Consider the following 15,229-nt stretch of genomic DNA (forward strand, 5'->3'; position numbering starts at 1 on the left):
GGCGAATGTATGGCGACACGCAAGCGAGTCGAATCGTGGGTGGTGACCGATGAATTCTGGCAGCGTGTTGAGCCGTTGATTCCGGTGCGCGAGCGCAGCGCGGACAAGGCGTACCTGCGCAAGGCGGGAGCGGGGCGGCCACCCAAGCCAGCACGACAGGTGTTCGAGGCAGTCGTATATGTTTTGCGCACGGGCTGCCAATGGAAGGCGCTGCCCAAGGAACGCTTTGGCAGTGCCAGCGCGGTCCACAAGCGCTTCCTGGAGTGGGAGGCCGCGGGCGTGTTCGAGGCCATCTGGAAAGCCGGGCTTGCCGAGTACGACCAGATGGAAGGCATCGCTTGGCGATGGCAGAGCATCGATGGGGCCATGTTCAAGGCGCCCTTGGCGCAAGAGGCGGTCGGACGCAACCCGACCGATCGGGGGAAAAAAGGGGAGCAAGCGCCACCTGCTGGTGGACGGCCGTGGCGTCCCGTTGTCGCTCGTCGTGACCGGGGCCAATGAGCATGACGTGACGCAACTCGATGCTGTGCTGCAGGCCATCATGGTCAAGCGCAAGACGCCCAGCACGCGGCGCAGCAAGCACCTGTGCGCCGATGCCGGTTACCGAGGCCGGCGCGCGTTGGAGATCATCGAATCGCATGGCTATATTCCTCACGTCGTTGATCGCGCCAAGGAGGCCGATGCCAAGCGGCGCGACCCGACCAGGAAGGCTCGGCGCTGGGTGGTCGAGGTCTGCCACAGCTGGTTCAACCGCTTTCGCAAGCTGCTGGTGCGATACGAGAAGCTCGAACGCAGCTTCGTCGCGCTGAACCACATAGCCGCGGCCATCATCGCGTTCCGTAAAGTGACGCTCAAGGTAAACATAATTTACGGATAGGTTCTAAGAACCTCTTGACCCCCTCTCCCTCTGGGAGAGGGCGGGGGTGAGGGCCAGCGGCCTTTCCATCTGCACAGCGCTGCATAATGCGCCGCCAGCCCTCATCCCAACCTTCTCCCAAAGGGAGAAGGAGCATTCGGCCGGGAGACGGCCGGCTTGTTAAGTTCCACCTAAGCCAGTGCATGCATACTGGCGCTTTCCAAGCCAGAACCCCCCATGCGCCTACTTTTGGTGGAAGACGACGCCATGATCGGCGAGACCGTGCTGCACGTGCTGCGCGCAGAGCACTACGCCGTGGACTGGGTGCGCGACGGCAGCATGGCCGACCAGGCCCTGCGCAGCGAGCAGTACGACCTGGTGTTGCTGGACCTCGGCCTGCCGCAGCGCGACGGGCTGGAAGTGCTGCGCTCACTGCGCGCGCGGCGCAACGCCACACCGGTGCTGGTGGCCACGGCGCGCGACGCCATCGGCGACCGGATCGCGGGGCTCGATGCCGGCGCCGACGACTATGTGGTCAAACCCTATGACATCGACGAGCTGCTGGCCCGCATACGCGCCCTGATACGGCGCAGCGCCGGCCGGGGCGAGCCGGTGTTCGAGCACAAGGGCGTCAGCCTCAACCCCGCCACCCGCGAAGCCAGCGTGCATGGCCAGCCGGTGTCGCTGTCCGCTCGCGAGTGGGCCGTGCTGGAGGCGCTGCTGGCCCGCCCCGGTGTGGTGCTCTCGCGCGCCCAGCTGGAAGAAAAACTGTTCAGTTGGAAAGACGAGGTCAGCAGCAACGCGGTGGAAGTCTATATTCATGGCGTGCGCAAAAAGCTCGGCAACGAGCTGATTCAGACCGTGCGCGGCCTGGGCTACCTGGTGCCCAAGGAATGAGCCAGGACACCCCGTCAACGCCAAAGCTGACCGCCAGCACGCACTCGCTGCGGGGCCGGCTGCTGTGGTTTGTGCTGGCCGCCATCCTGCTGGCGGCGCTGCTGCAGGCCGCGACCGCCTACCGCGGCGCCCTGCAGCAGGCCGACGCCATGTTCGACGACCATCTGCAGCAGATGGCCCGCTCGCTGCGCAGCGGCATTCCCCTGGGCTCGCCGCTGATCGACGGCGACGAAGACGCCAGCTTTGACCTCTATGTGCAGATCTGGGGCCAAGACGGCACCCAGCTCTTTCGATCAACCCGCTCGGCCTTGCCGCCGCGTGCGGTCCTGGGCTTTTCCGATGTCGAGGCCAACGGCAATCGCTACCGGGTCTATACCCTGCAGACCGCCCTGCAAACCGTTCAGATCGCGCAAGACCTGGACGCGCGTTCGGCGCGCGCCCGCGCACTTGCTCTCAGGGCGGTTCTGCCCTTTGCCCTGCTCACCCCGCTGCTGATGCTCGCGGTGTGGTGGGTGATCAGCCTGTCGCTGGCGCCGATAGAACGCGCCCGCCGCCAGGTGGCCGGCCGGTCGGCGGACGACTTTTCTCCGCTGGCCCCGACCGGCCTGCCCGACGAGGTGCGCCCGCTGGTCGACGAACTCAACCTGCTGTTCGGCCGGGTGCGCGGCGCGTTCGACGCGCAGAAGAATTTTGTCGCCGATGCGGCGCACGAGTTGCGCTCACCCCTCACGGCCCTGAAGCTGCAGGCGCAGGCGCTGCGCCGCGGTGATGACGACCCGGCGGAACGTGAAGCGGGCATTGCGCGACTGAACCAGGGCATAGACCGGGCGATACGGCTGGTGGAGCAACTGCTGGTGCTGGCGCGCGAAGAGGGCGGCCCGGGGCAAAACCCCGAGGGCCGCGATAACGTCAGCCTACACGAGGTGGTACGGCTGGCGGTGGCCGACGTGCTGCCGCTGGCGGGGCACAAGCAGATTGACCTGGGCCTGGCCGACCAGCCGGGCGCGCAAGTGCCGCCCGTCCCCGGCCAGGGCGAAGCCCTGCGCATCATGCTGCGCAACCTGCTCGACAACGCCGTCAAGTACACGCCGGCGGGCGGTCAGGTCGACGTGTCGCTGCAGCTGCAGCAGGGCCAGCCGGTGCTGACGGTGGAAGACAGCGGGCCCGGTATTGCGGCGCAGGACCTCCCACGCGTGTTCGACCGATTCTTTCGGGCCAGCGACGTGGCGCTGGAAACCGGCAGCGGACTGGGGCTGGCGATTGTCAAGGCGATTGCCGAGCGGCACGGCGCAACACTGGCGCTGGACCGTTCGTCCCGGCTGGGAGGGCTGAAGGTCGAAGTCCGCTTTGCGCCCGGCCCTGCGGCCACTACGGCTGCCTCGGCCGCAGCGCATTAGCCGCTGCGGGGCCGCGCTCACCCGCTCACCTTAAGCCTCGTCTAAGGCTGGCTCCCCATAGTTAGTCCTGTGGGCACCGATGCGTGTCCGATGTGTGTTCGATGTATATCTCCAACCCAAGGAAGCCAACCATGACATCTGCAGCATTGAAAAATACCCGACTGGTCGTTGCCCTGCTGGCCGCTGGCGCCATGGGTGGCGCCAGCGTCAGCGCACTGAACGCCCTGCATGGCAGCGCCGTTGCCGCCCCTACATCCGCAGCCGTTGCCACTACCGGCAGCGTGGCCAGCACGCCCGTGGCGCTACCCGACTTTTCCCGCATCACCGAGCGCCACGGCCCGGCAGTCGTCAACATCAGCGTCACCGGCACCACCAAGGTGTCCAGCGGATCACCGCTGGCTCAGGGCGATGGCGATGATGACGACGATGCTCTGGCCGGTGATCCATTTTTCGAGTTCTTCCGCCGCTTCCAGCAAGGGCAGGGCCGACAGGGCCGCGGCGGCCAGCAGGAGGTCCCCACCCGGGGCCAGGGCTCCGGCTTCATCGTGAGCAGCGACGGCATCATCCTGACCAATGCACACGTGGTGCGCGATGCCCGCGAAGTCACGGTCAAGCTGACCGACCGGCGCGAATTCCGCGCCAAGGTGCTGGGCGCTGATCCGAGGACCGACGTCGCCGTGCTGCGGATTGCGGCCAGCAACCTGCCGGTCGTGACCCTGGGCAAAACCAGCGAACTGAAGGTCGGCGAGTGGGTGCTGGCGATTGGCTCGCCCTTTGGTTTCGAAAACACCGTGACGGCCGGCGTCGTCAGCGCCAAGGGCCGGTCCCTGCCCGACGACAGCACCGTGCCTTTCATCCAGACCGACGTCGCCATCAACCCCGGCAACTCGGGCGGCCCGCTGTTTAATGCCCGCGGCGAGGTGGTCGGCATCAATTCGCAGATCTACTCCCGCAGCGGCGGCTATCAAGGTGTGTCGTTTGCGATTCCGATTGATATAGCGGCCAGAATCCAGAAGCAGATCGTGGCAAACGGCAAGGTGGAGCATGCGCGTCTAGGCGTCGCGGTGCAGGAAGTGAATCAGACCTTTGCCGACTCGTTCAAACTCGACAAACCGGAAGGCGCCCTGGTGTCCACGGTTGAAAAAGGCAGCCCGGCCGAGAAGGCGGGCCTGCAGTCGGGCGACGTGGTTCGCAAGGTCAATGGCCAACCCATCGTCTCCTCGGGCGACCTGGCGGCCCTCATTGGCCTGGCCGCCCCTGGCGACACGGTCAAGCTGGACGTCTGGCGTCAAGGTTCGGCCAAGGAAATCACCGCACGCCTTGCCAGTGCAGACGAGAAGTCGGCCCAGGCGGCCGGCAAGAAAGACTCGCCCAGCCAGGGCAAGCTGGGCCTGGCCCTGCGCCCGCTTCAGCCCGACGAAAGGCAGGAGGCGGGCCTGGACAGCGGCCTGGTGGTGCAGCAAGCCAGTGGTCCGGCGGCGCTGGCCGGCGTGCAGGCTGGCGACGTACTGATCGCCATCAATGGCACACCGGTCAGGAATGTCGAGCAGGTGCGCAGCGTGGTCGCCAAAGCGGACAAATCGGTGGCGCTGCTCATCCAGCGTGGCGACAGCAAGATTTTTGTGCCGGTGAACCTGGGCTGAGGTGAGCCGAAAATAAGGGGGGCAGGTTGGGCCGCAAAAGGCTGCTGCCCACCGAACCCGACACACTGGAAGAAACCATGGAGACAAGCCATGTCACAAGTACTGTTTGAAAAACACGGGCCCGTCGCCATCGTCACGCTCAACCGCCCGGAGCGCCTGAATGCCATCAGCGAAACGCTGCTGGACGACCTGCACGCCGCCCTGCTCAAGGCCCAGCTTGATGAGAGCATCAAGACCATTGTGCTTGCCGGCGCAGGCCGGGCGTTTTGCGCGGGTGCCGACCTGAAGGAATTTTCCGGGCAAGCCGCCACCGCCCAGGACACATCGAGCTATGCCGAGAAAATCCAGCAGGTCACGCGCGACATCATGTTCAGCGGCAAGCCCGTTGTCGGGGCCATCCAGGGGTTTGCCGTGGGCGGGGGTTTCGAGTGGGTGCTCAACTGCGACATGGTGGTAGCGGCCGACGATGTGGTCTGTTTCTTCCCCGAAATGAGCTGGGGGCAGTTTGTGACCGGTGGCGTCACCCACCTGTTGCCCCAGGCTGTGGGCCATCAGCGTGCCATGGAACTCTGGTTGCTGGGTGAAAAGCAAAGTGCCGACACGCTCTACCGGCTCGGCCTGGTCAACCGCGTGGTGCCCAAAGAGAAAGTGCTGGAGACCGCGATCGCGCTGGCCGAAAAGATCAGCGAGCGCTCCACGTTCACCGTGTCGCGCCTGAAAAAGATGGTCAATACGCAACTGTCGGGTCAGCTGGCAACCGCCTTGCAGCTGGAAGCCCAGGCAGCGGCCAGTGCCATGGGGAACGAGGACACCCAACAGCGCGTTGCGGGCTTTACCGCCCGATAACCCGGGCAGCACCGCGCACCGCTGCAGCCTGTTTTTGAATCGCACCCCTGCAAAATCGCTCGTTTTCGGCTGGCGTAGCCAGGCTTGGGCACGGGCGCTATTGACTGGAATTGCGTGACGGTGATGACCGCGCCAGCCTGGCCAAGGCCTTGATCCATGTCCCGGCCGACCCTCGGCATTTGTCCGCCGCGCACGCACCGGACCGCGTGCGGGCGTGAGAAAAATTACACCGGTGCGCCTGATTCCAAAAAACTTTCAAACCGCCGGGCTGGCAAACTGGCTACGATGCGGGTCGAGAACCCAGGAGTTACCCCACCCATGCCCGTCATCACCAATATCGAAGACCTGCGCGTTCTGGCGCAAAAACGTGTTCCCCGCATGTTCTACGACTATGCCGACTCCGGCTCGTGGACGGAGAGCACCTACCGCGCCAACGAGAGCGACTTCCAGAAGATCAAGCTGCGCCAGCGCGTGGCCGTCAACATGGAAAACCGCAGCACGGCGACCCGGATGGTGGGCCTGGACGTGACGATGCCAGTGGCCATTGCGCCGGTCGGGCTGACCGGCATGCAGCATGCGGATGGCGAGATTCTGGCGGCGAAGGCGGCTGAAAAATTTGGCATTCCGTTCATTCTGTCCACCATGAGCATCTGCTCGATTGAGGACATTGCGGCCCACACCCAATCACCATTCTGGTTTCAGCTCTACATGATGCGTGACCGGGACGCCATGGCGGCGATGATTGAACGTGCCCGCAAGGCCCGCTGCACCGCGCTGGTACTGACGCTGGACTTGCAGGTGATCGGGCAGCGTCACAAGGACCTCAAGAACGGCCTGACCGCGCCCCCCAAGCCGACCCTGGCGAACATCATCAACCTGATGACCAAGCCGCGCTGGTGCCTGGGCATGGCGGGCACCAAGCGGCACACCTTTGGCAATCTGGTGGGCCACGTCAAAGGCGTGAGCGATATGCGCTCGCTGTCGGCCTGGACCAACGAGCAATTTGATCCGCGTCTGTCGTGGGCCGATGTGGCCTGGGTCAAAGAGCGCTGGGGCGGCAAACTGATCCTCAAGGGGATCCAGGATGTGGAAGACGCAAAGCTGGCCGTGCAAAGCGGCGCTGACGCCATCGTCGTCAGCAACCATGGTGGACGCCAGCTTGACGGCGCGCAGTCCAGCATCGAGGCGCTGCCTGCCATCGTCGATGCCGTTGGCGCCAACATTGAGGTCTGGATGGACGGCGGTATCCGCTCCGGTCAGGATGTTCTCAAAGCGTGGGCGCTGGGCGCGCGGGGCACGCTGATCGGCCGCGCCATGGTCTATGGCCTGGGCGCCATGGGCGAAGCAGGCGTCACCAAGGCGCTGCAGATCATCCACAAGGAGCTGGACATCACGATGGCCTTTTGCGGCAGGACTGACATCAACACCGTGGACAAGGGCATCCTGCTGCCCGGCACTTACCCCGCCTGACGGGCGAGGCCGGTGCGCAAGGGCGGGGGGGGCGGTCCAGGCCGCCCCTCACGTCGCCCCGCCTGTGCGTCAGCGCCTGGAGCCCAAGGCTTAGAAGCTGTGGCGGATGCCCACCTCGTAACCGCTCGACTTGCCCCCCAGCGTCGTCCCGGTGGCCGTCAGGCCCTGAACACCGATCGACTTCTGGGCGCCCGCCTTGTTGCTCAGGTGTCCATAGCTGCCATAGACCTGCGTCCGCTTGGACAGGTTGTAGCCATAGCCGACGGCGTACTTGCGCCAGTCGGCATTGCTGGAGGCCGTGTCGTAGCGGCTGACCTGCGCACGCACTTCACCGGCGCCGACAGGTGCCGTCAGCCCCAGCTCAAGGGCGGTGATTTTCGCGGTGCCGGTTTTTTCGGTGGCCCACAGCAGCATGGGCTTGACCATCCCCAGGTCGTAGGAGGCCCCCACGTTGCGGATCTCGATGTCCTGCGCCGCGGTCGCACCCTTGAGCTTGCCGGCGGCCAATGCCGCATTCACCGGGCCGCTGCGGTAGCCGAAACGGGCACCGGCATAGTTGCCCTGGTGGGTGTTGGTGGCGGTGGCAGGCGGCTCGCCAAACGCGTACTGCACCTGTCCGTAGAAACCGCCCAGGTTGCCGGGCAAAAAGTAGCTCACGGCATTGCTGATCTGGATAGGCGCGCCGAGCATGATGAAGGCCATGTTGCCCCCGACGCCGTTGGTGAGGAACGGATCGAAGATGAGGGTGCTCAGGAAGGTGGCTGAATCATCGCGTCCCAGGCGTACTTCGCCGAACGGGCCGGACAGGCTGACCGTGGAGCGGCGGTTGAAGCTCAGGCCACCGCCCGCCCCCTTGCCGCTGCCGGTGTCGACATCCAGCCCGGCTTCCAGCCAGAAGCTGGCGGCCAGGCCGCCGCCGAGGTCTTCCGTGCCGCGAAAGCCCCAGCGGCTGATGTTGGCGCCGCCGGTGGACACGCCGGTCTTGGAGATGCCGGTGCCCGTCAGGTGAGCCACGCCCACGTCAAGGACGCCAAACAGCGTCACGGAAGACTGGGCCGATGCACAGCCGACCGCAGCCATCGCCGCAATGGCGATCAGGGATTTTTTCATGAGTTTCTCCTCCGGCCAATGTGCCGGTTGTTGGTTTTTTAAAAATAAGGCGGGGAGGACGGGGCTCTCCGGCCGAAGATGCGGCCAGCTCCCAAACCCGTCCAGCGGGAAATTCAGCGGTCCGGGCTCAGAGGTCCAGGGCCAGCGATTCGCTCTTGCAGCCAGAAACGCACAGCATCATGACCTTGTTGCTTGCGCGCTCCTTGGCGCTGAGGATGGAGTCGCGGTGATCGGGCTCGCCGGCAAGCACCCGGGTTTCACACGATCCGCACACACCTTCGCAGCAGCTGTGGTCAACCGACACTCCGGCATCGAGCAGGGTGTCCAGAATTGACTTGCCCGGCTTGATGGTGAAGGTGCGGCCGCTGCGGCGAAGCTCGACGGTGAAGGTTGCATGCGCATTGGCCGATGGCGCCACGGCCACGGCAGAAAAGCGTTCGATGTGGGCGTTCTCATGCCCGAGTTCCCCGCAGATTTTCTCGAAGGCGTCGAGCATGACCGTCGGTCCGCAGGCGTAGTAATGCGTCTGTGCGTCGGGTGCCCGGGCCGACAGCAGCGCCTTGAGGTCGGGCGGGCCACCCTTTTCGTCGTCGAAGTGCAGCATCAGCGGCATGCCCAGCGCCTCAAGCTCAACCACAAACGCCGCGCCCTGACGTGAACGCGCGAAGTACATCACTTCGAAGGGCCTGCCCGCCGCCTTGAGCCGGCGCGCCATGCTCAAAATGGGCGTGACACCAATGCCGCCCGCGATCAGCACGGTGTGCCCGGCCTCTTCGTGCAAGGGGAAGTTGTTGCGGGGAGCCGAGATGGGCAGGCGCATGCCGACACGCAACTGCTCATGCACGCAGCGCGAGCCGCCACGGCTGGCCCGATCACGCAGCACACCCACCACGTAACGGTTGCGTTCCTCGCACGAATTGGACAGCGAGTAGCTGCGCTCCATGCCGTTGGGCAGGTGCAGGTCGATATGCGAGCCCGCCGTGAACGCCGGAAACTCCGCTCCGGGCAAGGGCCGCAATTCGACGCTGATCACATCGTCGGCTTCATGGCGCAACGTGTGGACGAAGGCGTTCAGGGTAGTGGACATGATGGCTCCATGACGGGCTCAAAGGGTGCTCAAATGTGAATCAGGCCGGGTTGCCGGCCTTGGCCGCCGCAGCCTCCAGCTGCTCTTCGGCCAGGTTGCGCAGGTGGCGGCGCAGCCGCACCACGCCGATGTCATGCTGGTACAGGTTTTCGTGCTGGTTCGCGTCGGGTTCCATTTGCTCCAGCATGATGCGGTCCTGCTCAAGCACTGCCCAGTGGCGCGCCTCCAGCCGGTTGCGATACAAAAACCTCCAGGTGTCACGCTGCCAGGACGACACCTTGCGGCAACGCCAGAAGAACACCGCTGTCGTGTTGCCATCAACCGGCGTGGCACAGCCAACGATCGCAAAATTGCCGCCAGGGCCACCGGACTTCGGATAGGGAATTTCCAGCCGCATCCAGTGCACACCGGTGCTGCCCCATTCCGTCCAGTCGAAGTTGACGCCGCGCTGGCCGGTCTTTTCAAACACAAAGCCCGTGTCGGTCGTGCGGATCTGGAACGTGGCCGTGCTCTCGCCTTCGGCCATGGAATGGGACTGCTTGTGCAGGAAGGTGCCGTGCATCGGATCCATCACATTGTCGAGCGCATAGCGGTAGTCGCCCTTCCACTCGGCATAGCACAGGAAGTGCGAATACTCCGGCGAGTTGAGCTCTTCGGGCATGGTCATGGGCGGCGGCGTGTCGATGTTCACATCGCTGTTGTAGAGGAAGATGGCGCCCCACGCTTCCTGCACATGGAAAGACAGCGCCGCGCGCGTGCCTTCGAGCTTGCAGCCCGGGCTTCCCGGCACTTTGGTCACGGTGCCGTCGCAACGCACTTCGACACCGTGGTAGGGGCAGGCGAGCCGGTCACCCAGCACCATGCCCTGCGACAGCGGCGCGCCGCGGTGCGGGCAGTGGTCTTCCAGCGCATGCAGCGTGCCGGCTGCATCGCGCCACAGGGCAATCTTCTTGCCCAGCCGACGGAGTGAAATCGGCCGCTCGCCGACAAAGCCCGACGGGCAGATGGGATACCAGAGATTCTTCAGGCCGTCCTTCAGCAGCGCGTCGACGGGGTCTTTGGTGAAAGTGATGGTGTTCATGGTCTCTCTCCTCTTTCCTTAGTTGCCAAGGCGGGCCATCAGGGCCTGGAAGCCCGACTCGGTCCATGGCTGCCCGTTCTCGCTGGACGGACCGGTACGGTTGAGGCAGGCCACCAGTTCTGGCAGCGTGTGGGCGCCTTCCGCGAAGGCGCGCTCAATGGCGTCGCCCAGCAGGTCTTCAAAGGTGGTGGGGGCACGCTGGCGTGCCTGGTGGGGTTCGAGGTAGCGGTCGGTTTGCATCAGGGGTCTCCTTTGATGTCAATCAGGTCTGTGGGGTCAATCAATTCAGACAGGTCGATCGGATCAGTCAAATCAGTCGGCCTGGATGCCGAATTCCTTGACGATCTTGCCGAAGTGCTCGTAGTCGCCAGCATTGGCCTTGGCCAGCCGCGACGGGTCACCACCGGCCGGGAGCGCACCGAACGTGACCATCTTGGCGGTCACATCGGGCATCCTGAGAATCTCGTTGAGATGGCTGTTGAGCGTTTTGGTGATGTCGGCAGGCAGGCCCTTGGGCCCGAACAGCCCCTGCCAGGCGCCCACCTCCACGTCCTTGTAGCCCAGCTCGGCCAGCGTCGGCACATTGGGCGCCAGGGAGGAGCGCTGGGGTTGCGCCACGGCCAGCGCCACCACCTTGCCGGTGGCAATGTGCGGCGCGACCGGGCCGTAGGTCATGAAGGTCACCGGCACGTGGCCACCCAGCAAGTCGTTGACTGCCGGCGCCACACCGCGGTAAGGCACGTGCGAAATCTTCACGCCGGCGGACTTGTTGAACATCTCGCCCAGAATGTGCATCGGTGAGCCGCTGCCGGGGCTGGCATAAGACAGCATCTTGACCCTGGACAGGGCGACCAGCTCCTTGACATCCTTGGCGCCGGCGGAAGCGCTGGCCGCGATGAACAGCGGCTGGAGACTGGTCTGGACGATGGGGGTGAAGCCATTCAGCACGTCGTAGCTCGTTCCGGAACCGGTCTTGAGCACCAGCGGCGCGATGGAGAAGGTGCTGGGCGCGAGCAGCAGGGTATAGCCATCGGCCGGCGCCTTGGCCACGTAGGCGCTGCCGATGGTGCCACTGGCGCCGGGGCGGTTGTCCACGATCACCGGCTGGCCCAGGCGGGCCGTCAGTTTTTCGGCATACAGGCGTGCCATGGCATCGGTGTCTCCACCGGCCGGGTAGGCCACGACCAGCGTGATGGGTTTGCTCGGATAGGCCTGGGCCATGGCGCTGCCCGTGGACAATGCGGCACCCATGCAGGCAGCCAGGGCGAGTGCTTGACGTCGTGTGAATTTCATAGTGGTTTCCTGAAACTAAAAATAAAACCCGGCATCACCGGAACTGGGGACAAAGATGGAAATGGCGCCGGCGGCGGCCATGATGATCTGGGGCAAGCAGAGGCGTCGCATGATGCGTTACTTCCGGTCGGTGATGAATTGGCCCTTGGGCGCGACGGCGCTCTTCTGGCGACGCGTGTTGCCGTCAATGCCGCCTTCGATCGCCCATTCGGCAAATACCGTCGGGCCCGGCTCAAAATCGCGCGGCTGCCAGTCGGCGGTGAGCTGGTCTTCGTCGGCGTAGTACTCAACCAGTGCGCCGGCCGGGTTCTTGAAGTACCAAAAGTAGGCCGACGAAATTGGATGCCGGCCCGGGCCGAGCTGGGTTTCCCAGCCGCAGCGCGAGATGTGCATGCCGCCGCCGAACACCTCGTGGATGTCGCGCACCGTGAAGGCCACATGGTTGAGCCCGGCGTCGCCCGCGGGGCGCTGCAGCAGAAAAATGTCATGGTGGCCGCCGTCGGGCGCGCAGCGCAGGAAGGCGCCGCGGCCGGGGTAATGGTCGGACGCCGCGAAGCCGAAGTTCTCGACGTAAAAGCGCTCGCAGGCGGCCACGTCCTTGACGAAGAACACCACGTGGCCGACCTCGATCGGCTGGGCGCGCTCGTAGGCCGGGCTGGCCTGATTGATGCGCTCCTTCCGGTTCCAGGTGTTGAACTCCGCGCTTTGCACCTCGATGGCCCGCTTGCGGGTGACCTGCAGGCGCACGGCCAGGCCGTTGGGGTCGGTGCAGCCGATACGGCCGGCCTCCTGCATGAAGCCCGGCTGCTGGCGGATATTGCCGGCGTAGCGCGCGAGGTCGGCCTCGCTCTCCACACCCCACACCACCTGGCGCAGCGTCGGCCCCGCCTCCATCGCGGGCGGCAGGCCGGCGCGCCCGGTAGCGGCCACGATCACGCGGCAGCCATTGAGGGTTTCAAACACCAGTTGATCGGCCTCCTCGTTGACCAGCGACAGCCCCCAGTCCAGGAAGAAGCGGCGGCAGGTTGGCAAGTCGTCCGCGCCGTAAGTGATTTCGTCGATGCCCAGTACGCTCATGGTGTCAGTTCTCCATGTGATGTCAGTTGTTCCACGGGCTGCTCGCAACGTGCACGCCATTCCAGCGGCCGCCGCGGAACCGGCTTCGCCGGGCCGCTGGCGGCGCCCCCTCGAGGGGGGAGGCGGCTACACGCAGTGAGCAGGCAACGGGGGTGGTTTTCATTCGGCCCACGCCAGCGGTTGTTCGTTGAGGCCCCAGTACAGGCTTTTTTGCTCCATGTACTGCAGGATCCCGAGGCGGCCCTTCTCGCGTCCCAGGCCGCTGTCGCGCCAGCCGCCGAACGGCGTCGAGATGGAGAACTGCTTGTAGGTGTTGATCCACACGGTGCCGGCCTGCACCGCGCGGCCGATGCGCCAGGCGCGCTTGTAGTCGCGCGTCCAGATGCCGGCGGCCAGCGCGTAGAGGCTGTCGTTGGCCTGGGCCAGCAGGTCGTCTTCGGTGTCGAAGGGCATGGCCACCAGCACGGGGCCGAAAATCTCCTGCTGGCAGATCTGGTCGGTGTTTTTCACGCCTTCAAGAATCGTGGGCTGGTAGTAGTAGCCCCGCTCATACAGGCCGCCCTGCGGACGCGCACCACCGGTGCGCACGCTCGCGCCTTCGCTCAGGCCCAGCGCCACATGGCGCTCTATCGATTCGCGGTGTCTGGCGGTGATCAGCGGACCCATCTGGGTGCGCTCGTCGGCCGGATCGCCCACGCGCAGCGCAGCGGCGCGGGTGGCCAGGCGCTCCATGAATTCGCCATACAGCCTGCGCGCCACGAAGAGGCGCGAACCGGCAATGCAGGCCTCGCCCGACGAGCTGAAGATGCCATAGAGCACGCCGTTCACCGCATGGTCCAGGTCGGCATCGTCCAGCACCATGGTGGCCGACTTGCCGCCCAGCTCCAGCGAGACCGGCATCATCTTGTCGGCCGCGATGTGGGCAATGTGCTTGCCCGTGCTGGTGCCACCCGTGAACGACACACGCTTGACCAGCGGGTGCTGGGTGATGGCATCGCCAATGACCGAACCCCGGCCCGGCAGCACGCTGATCAGGCCCCTGGGAATGCCGGCCTCCTCGCAGATGGCGGCGAGTTCCAGCGCCATCAGCGGCGTTGCCTCGGCCGGCTTGATGACCACCGCATTGCCCGCGGCAAGGGCCGGCGCGACCTTCTGCGCTTCGCTCGCAATGGGCGAGTTCCACGGCGTGATGGCCGCGACCACGCCCATGGGCTCGTAGACGCTCATGGTCATGAAGTCGCCGCGCGATGGCGTGATGGTTTCTTCCAGCGTTTCGCAGGCGCTCGCAAAAAACTGGAAGGTACCGGCGGCGCTGGCCACCAGGGCGCGCGTCTCGTTGATCGGCTTGCCGTTGTCCAGGCGCTGGCGCTGGGCCAGCGGCTCGGCGCGCTCGCGGATCAGTGACGCCACGCGGTACAGCACAGCCGCCCGCTCATGCGGCTTGCGCTGGGCCCAGCCGCTGGTGCGAAATGCATGGTCAGCGCGCGCAATGGCTTCGTCGACGTCGGCCAGGCTCGGTGCGCGCAAACGCGCCACCACTTCGCCGGTGGCCGGGTAGAGTGTGGCGGATTCATCGCCGCCGCCCAGGCGCATCTCGCCGCCGATGTTGATGGGCAGCAGCTCTTTCGATTCAGTGATCAATGTCATGACAGATGTCCTCAGATGACGAGCGCGCGGCCCCGGTTGAGCAGCGCGCGCACCACGCTGTAAACGGTGAGCGCGGATGTTTTTGGATTGGCCGCCAGCGGCCGGCCACGCATCGTCAGCTCGAAGCTGCCGAAAGCTCCGTGCGCCGCCACGTGGTGAACGTTTTCGCTGACGCCCGGATCGGCAAACAGCTGCACCTGCGTGCGCTTCAGGCCCAAGCCCGCGAGCGACAGCGTGGCCGCCACATTGGCGTTCTTGGGGTAGAGCTGTGCGGCCTGCTCGGCACTGCCGTCAAAGATGCAGTGCGCGACGGTGAGGCTGTCGAGGTCGCAGACGGCTTCGGCCGGCGTGCCCTTCCAGGCCATCGGTGGCTTGCGGCCGGTGTACACCACCGAATCGAGCCCGCCCACACGCGCGGCGGCCAGCGCGTCAATCCCGCCGATGGCGCCAGAGAGCAGCTGCACCTGGGTCTTGCCGCGCCGCGCGGCCTGCTCCAGCAGCTGCGCCATGCCGGGCGCGCTCAGGGCGCCCACCGAGGTCACCACGCAGGGAATGCCGCGCTCCAGCGCCGGCACCACATGCGCGGCAATCGCGCCGTGGCCCGCACACTCGACCACCAGGTCAGGCGCGTCATCGGCGGCCAGCACCTCCAGCACCCGGGCCCGCGGGGCCCAGCGGGCGACTGCGATCTCCGTGCGGTCACGCGCCTCCGGCACCGTGATCACCCGGTCCACCACCACGTCGGAGTCGCCATGCAGCAACTCCAGCACGCTGGCGCCAATCGCGCCGCAACCAATCATGGCAATTTTCAGCATGGCATCACGC

Annotated in this window: 14 protein-coding genes; 6 read left to right on the top strand and 8 right to left on the bottom strand. The window is 65.5% G+C overall.

Features of this window, described 5'->3' with window-relative positions:
- Nucleotides 1-9: 9 nt before the first annotated feature.
- From BPRO_RS28690 to BPRO_RS18350, 6 genes are all read left to right on the top strand, one after another.
- Nucleotides 10-877 (top strand): IS5 family transposase gene (locus BPRO_RS28690; RefSeq protein WP_086003100.1). Its coding sequence is split into 2 segments (ribosomal slippage): nucleotides 10-431 and nucleotides 430-877, totalling 870 coding nucleotides; the frame shifts between segments, so codons are not numbered across the junction.
- 216 nt (nucleotides 878-1,093) lie between these two features.
- Nucleotides 1,094-1,753 carry a response regulator gene (locus BPRO_RS18330; RefSeq protein ID WP_011484566.1) on the top strand — a complete coding sequence of 220 codons (660 nt, stop codon included), beginning with the start codon at nucleotides 1,094-1,096 and terminating at the stop codon, nucleotides 1,751-1,753.
- Complete coding sequence (locus tag BPRO_RS18335; protein WP_011484567.1) at nucleotides 1,750-3,150, top strand: ATP-binding protein; 1,401 nt, start codon at nucleotides 1,750-1,752, stop codon at nucleotides 3,148-3,150. Before BPRO_RS18330 ends, BPRO_RS18335 begins: the two co-directional genes overlap by 4 nt.
- Nucleotides 3,151-3,281: 131 nt before the next feature.
- Nucleotides 3,282-4,793, top strand: a complete 1,512-nt coding sequence (locus tag BPRO_RS18340; RefSeq protein ID WP_011484568.1) for a Do family serine endopeptidase — start codon at nucleotides 3,282-3,284, stop codon at nucleotides 4,791-4,793.
- Nucleotides 4,794-4,883: 90 nt separating this feature from the next.
- The gene (locus BPRO_RS18345) at nucleotides 4,884-5,639 is read left to right on the top strand and encodes an enoyl-CoA hydratase/isomerase family protein (RefSeq protein WP_011484569.1); all 756 of its coding nucleotides are present in this window, start codon (nucleotides 4,884-4,886) and stop codon (nucleotides 5,637-5,639) included.
- A 318-nt stretch (nucleotides 5,640-5,957) separates the two neighbouring features.
- The gene (locus tag BPRO_RS18350; protein WP_011484570.1) at nucleotides 5,958-7,109 is read left to right on the top strand and encodes an alpha-hydroxy acid oxidase; all 1,152 of its coding nucleotides are present in this window, start codon (nucleotides 5,958-5,960) and stop codon (nucleotides 7,107-7,109) included.
- A 90-nt stretch (nucleotides 7,110-7,199) separates the two neighbouring features.
- Here BPRO_RS18350 and BPRO_RS18355 read toward each other — a convergent pair whose 3' ends face one another.
- The 8 genes from BPRO_RS18355 to BPRO_RS18390 all read right to left on the bottom strand — a co-directional run bounded on the left by BPRO_RS18355 (nucleotide 7,200) and on the right by BPRO_RS18390 (nucleotide 15,219).
- Complete coding sequence (locus BPRO_RS18355; protein WP_011484571.1) at nucleotides 7,200-8,219, bottom strand: porin; 1,020 nt, start codon at nucleotides 8,217-8,219, stop codon at nucleotides 7,200-7,202.
- 127 nt (nucleotides 8,220-8,346) lie between these two features.
- Entirely contained in the window at nucleotides 8,347-9,306 is a 960-nt protein-coding gene (locus BPRO_RS18360; protein ID WP_011484572.1) for a PDR/VanB family oxidoreductase, read from the bottom strand.
- Nucleotides 9,307-9,346: 40 nt separating this feature from the next.
- A complete protein-coding gene (locus tag BPRO_RS18365; protein ID WP_011484573.1) occupies nucleotides 9,347-10,387 on the bottom strand; it encodes an aromatic ring-hydroxylating oxygenase subunit alpha in 1,041 nt (346 codons plus the stop codon).
- A gap of 18 nt (nucleotides 10,388-10,405) precedes the next feature.
- Nucleotides 10,406-10,627, bottom strand: coding sequence for a recombinase-like helix-turn-helix domain-containing protein (locus tag BPRO_RS18370; protein ID WP_011484574.1), 222 nt, complete (start codon nucleotides 10,625-10,627; stop codon nucleotides 10,406-10,408).
- A 72-nt stretch (nucleotides 10,628-10,699) separates the two neighbouring features.
- Nucleotides 10,700-11,680 carry a Bug family tripartite tricarboxylate transporter substrate binding protein gene (locus tag BPRO_RS18375; protein WP_011484575.1) on the bottom strand — a complete coding sequence of 327 codons (981 nt, stop codon included), beginning with the start codon at nucleotides 11,678-11,680 and terminating at the stop codon, nucleotides 10,700-10,702.
- A 117-nt stretch (nucleotides 11,681-11,797) separates the two neighbouring features.
- Nucleotides 11,798-12,757, bottom strand: a complete 960-nt coding sequence (locus BPRO_RS18380; RefSeq protein WP_011484576.1) for a VOC family protein — start codon at nucleotides 12,755-12,757, stop codon at nucleotides 11,798-11,800.
- A 159-nt stretch (nucleotides 12,758-12,916) separates the two neighbouring features.
- Entirely contained in the window at nucleotides 12,917-14,404 is a 1,488-nt protein-coding gene (locus BPRO_RS18385; RefSeq protein WP_011484577.1) for an aldehyde dehydrogenase, read from the bottom strand.
- A gap of 11 nt (nucleotides 14,405-14,415) precedes the next feature.
- Nucleotides 14,416-15,219 carry an aspartate dehydrogenase gene (locus BPRO_RS18390; RefSeq protein WP_011484578.1) on the bottom strand — a complete coding sequence of 268 codons (804 nt, stop codon included), beginning with the start codon at nucleotides 15,217-15,219 and terminating at the stop codon, nucleotides 14,416-14,418.
- Between the last annotated feature and the right edge of the window lie 10 nt (nucleotides 15,220-15,229).

The sequence above is a fragment of the Polaromonas sp. JS666 genome (assembly GCF_000013865.1).
In the GTDB taxonomy this organism is placed as follows: Bacteria; Pseudomonadota; Gammaproteobacteria; order Burkholderiales; family Burkholderiaceae_C; genus Polaromonas.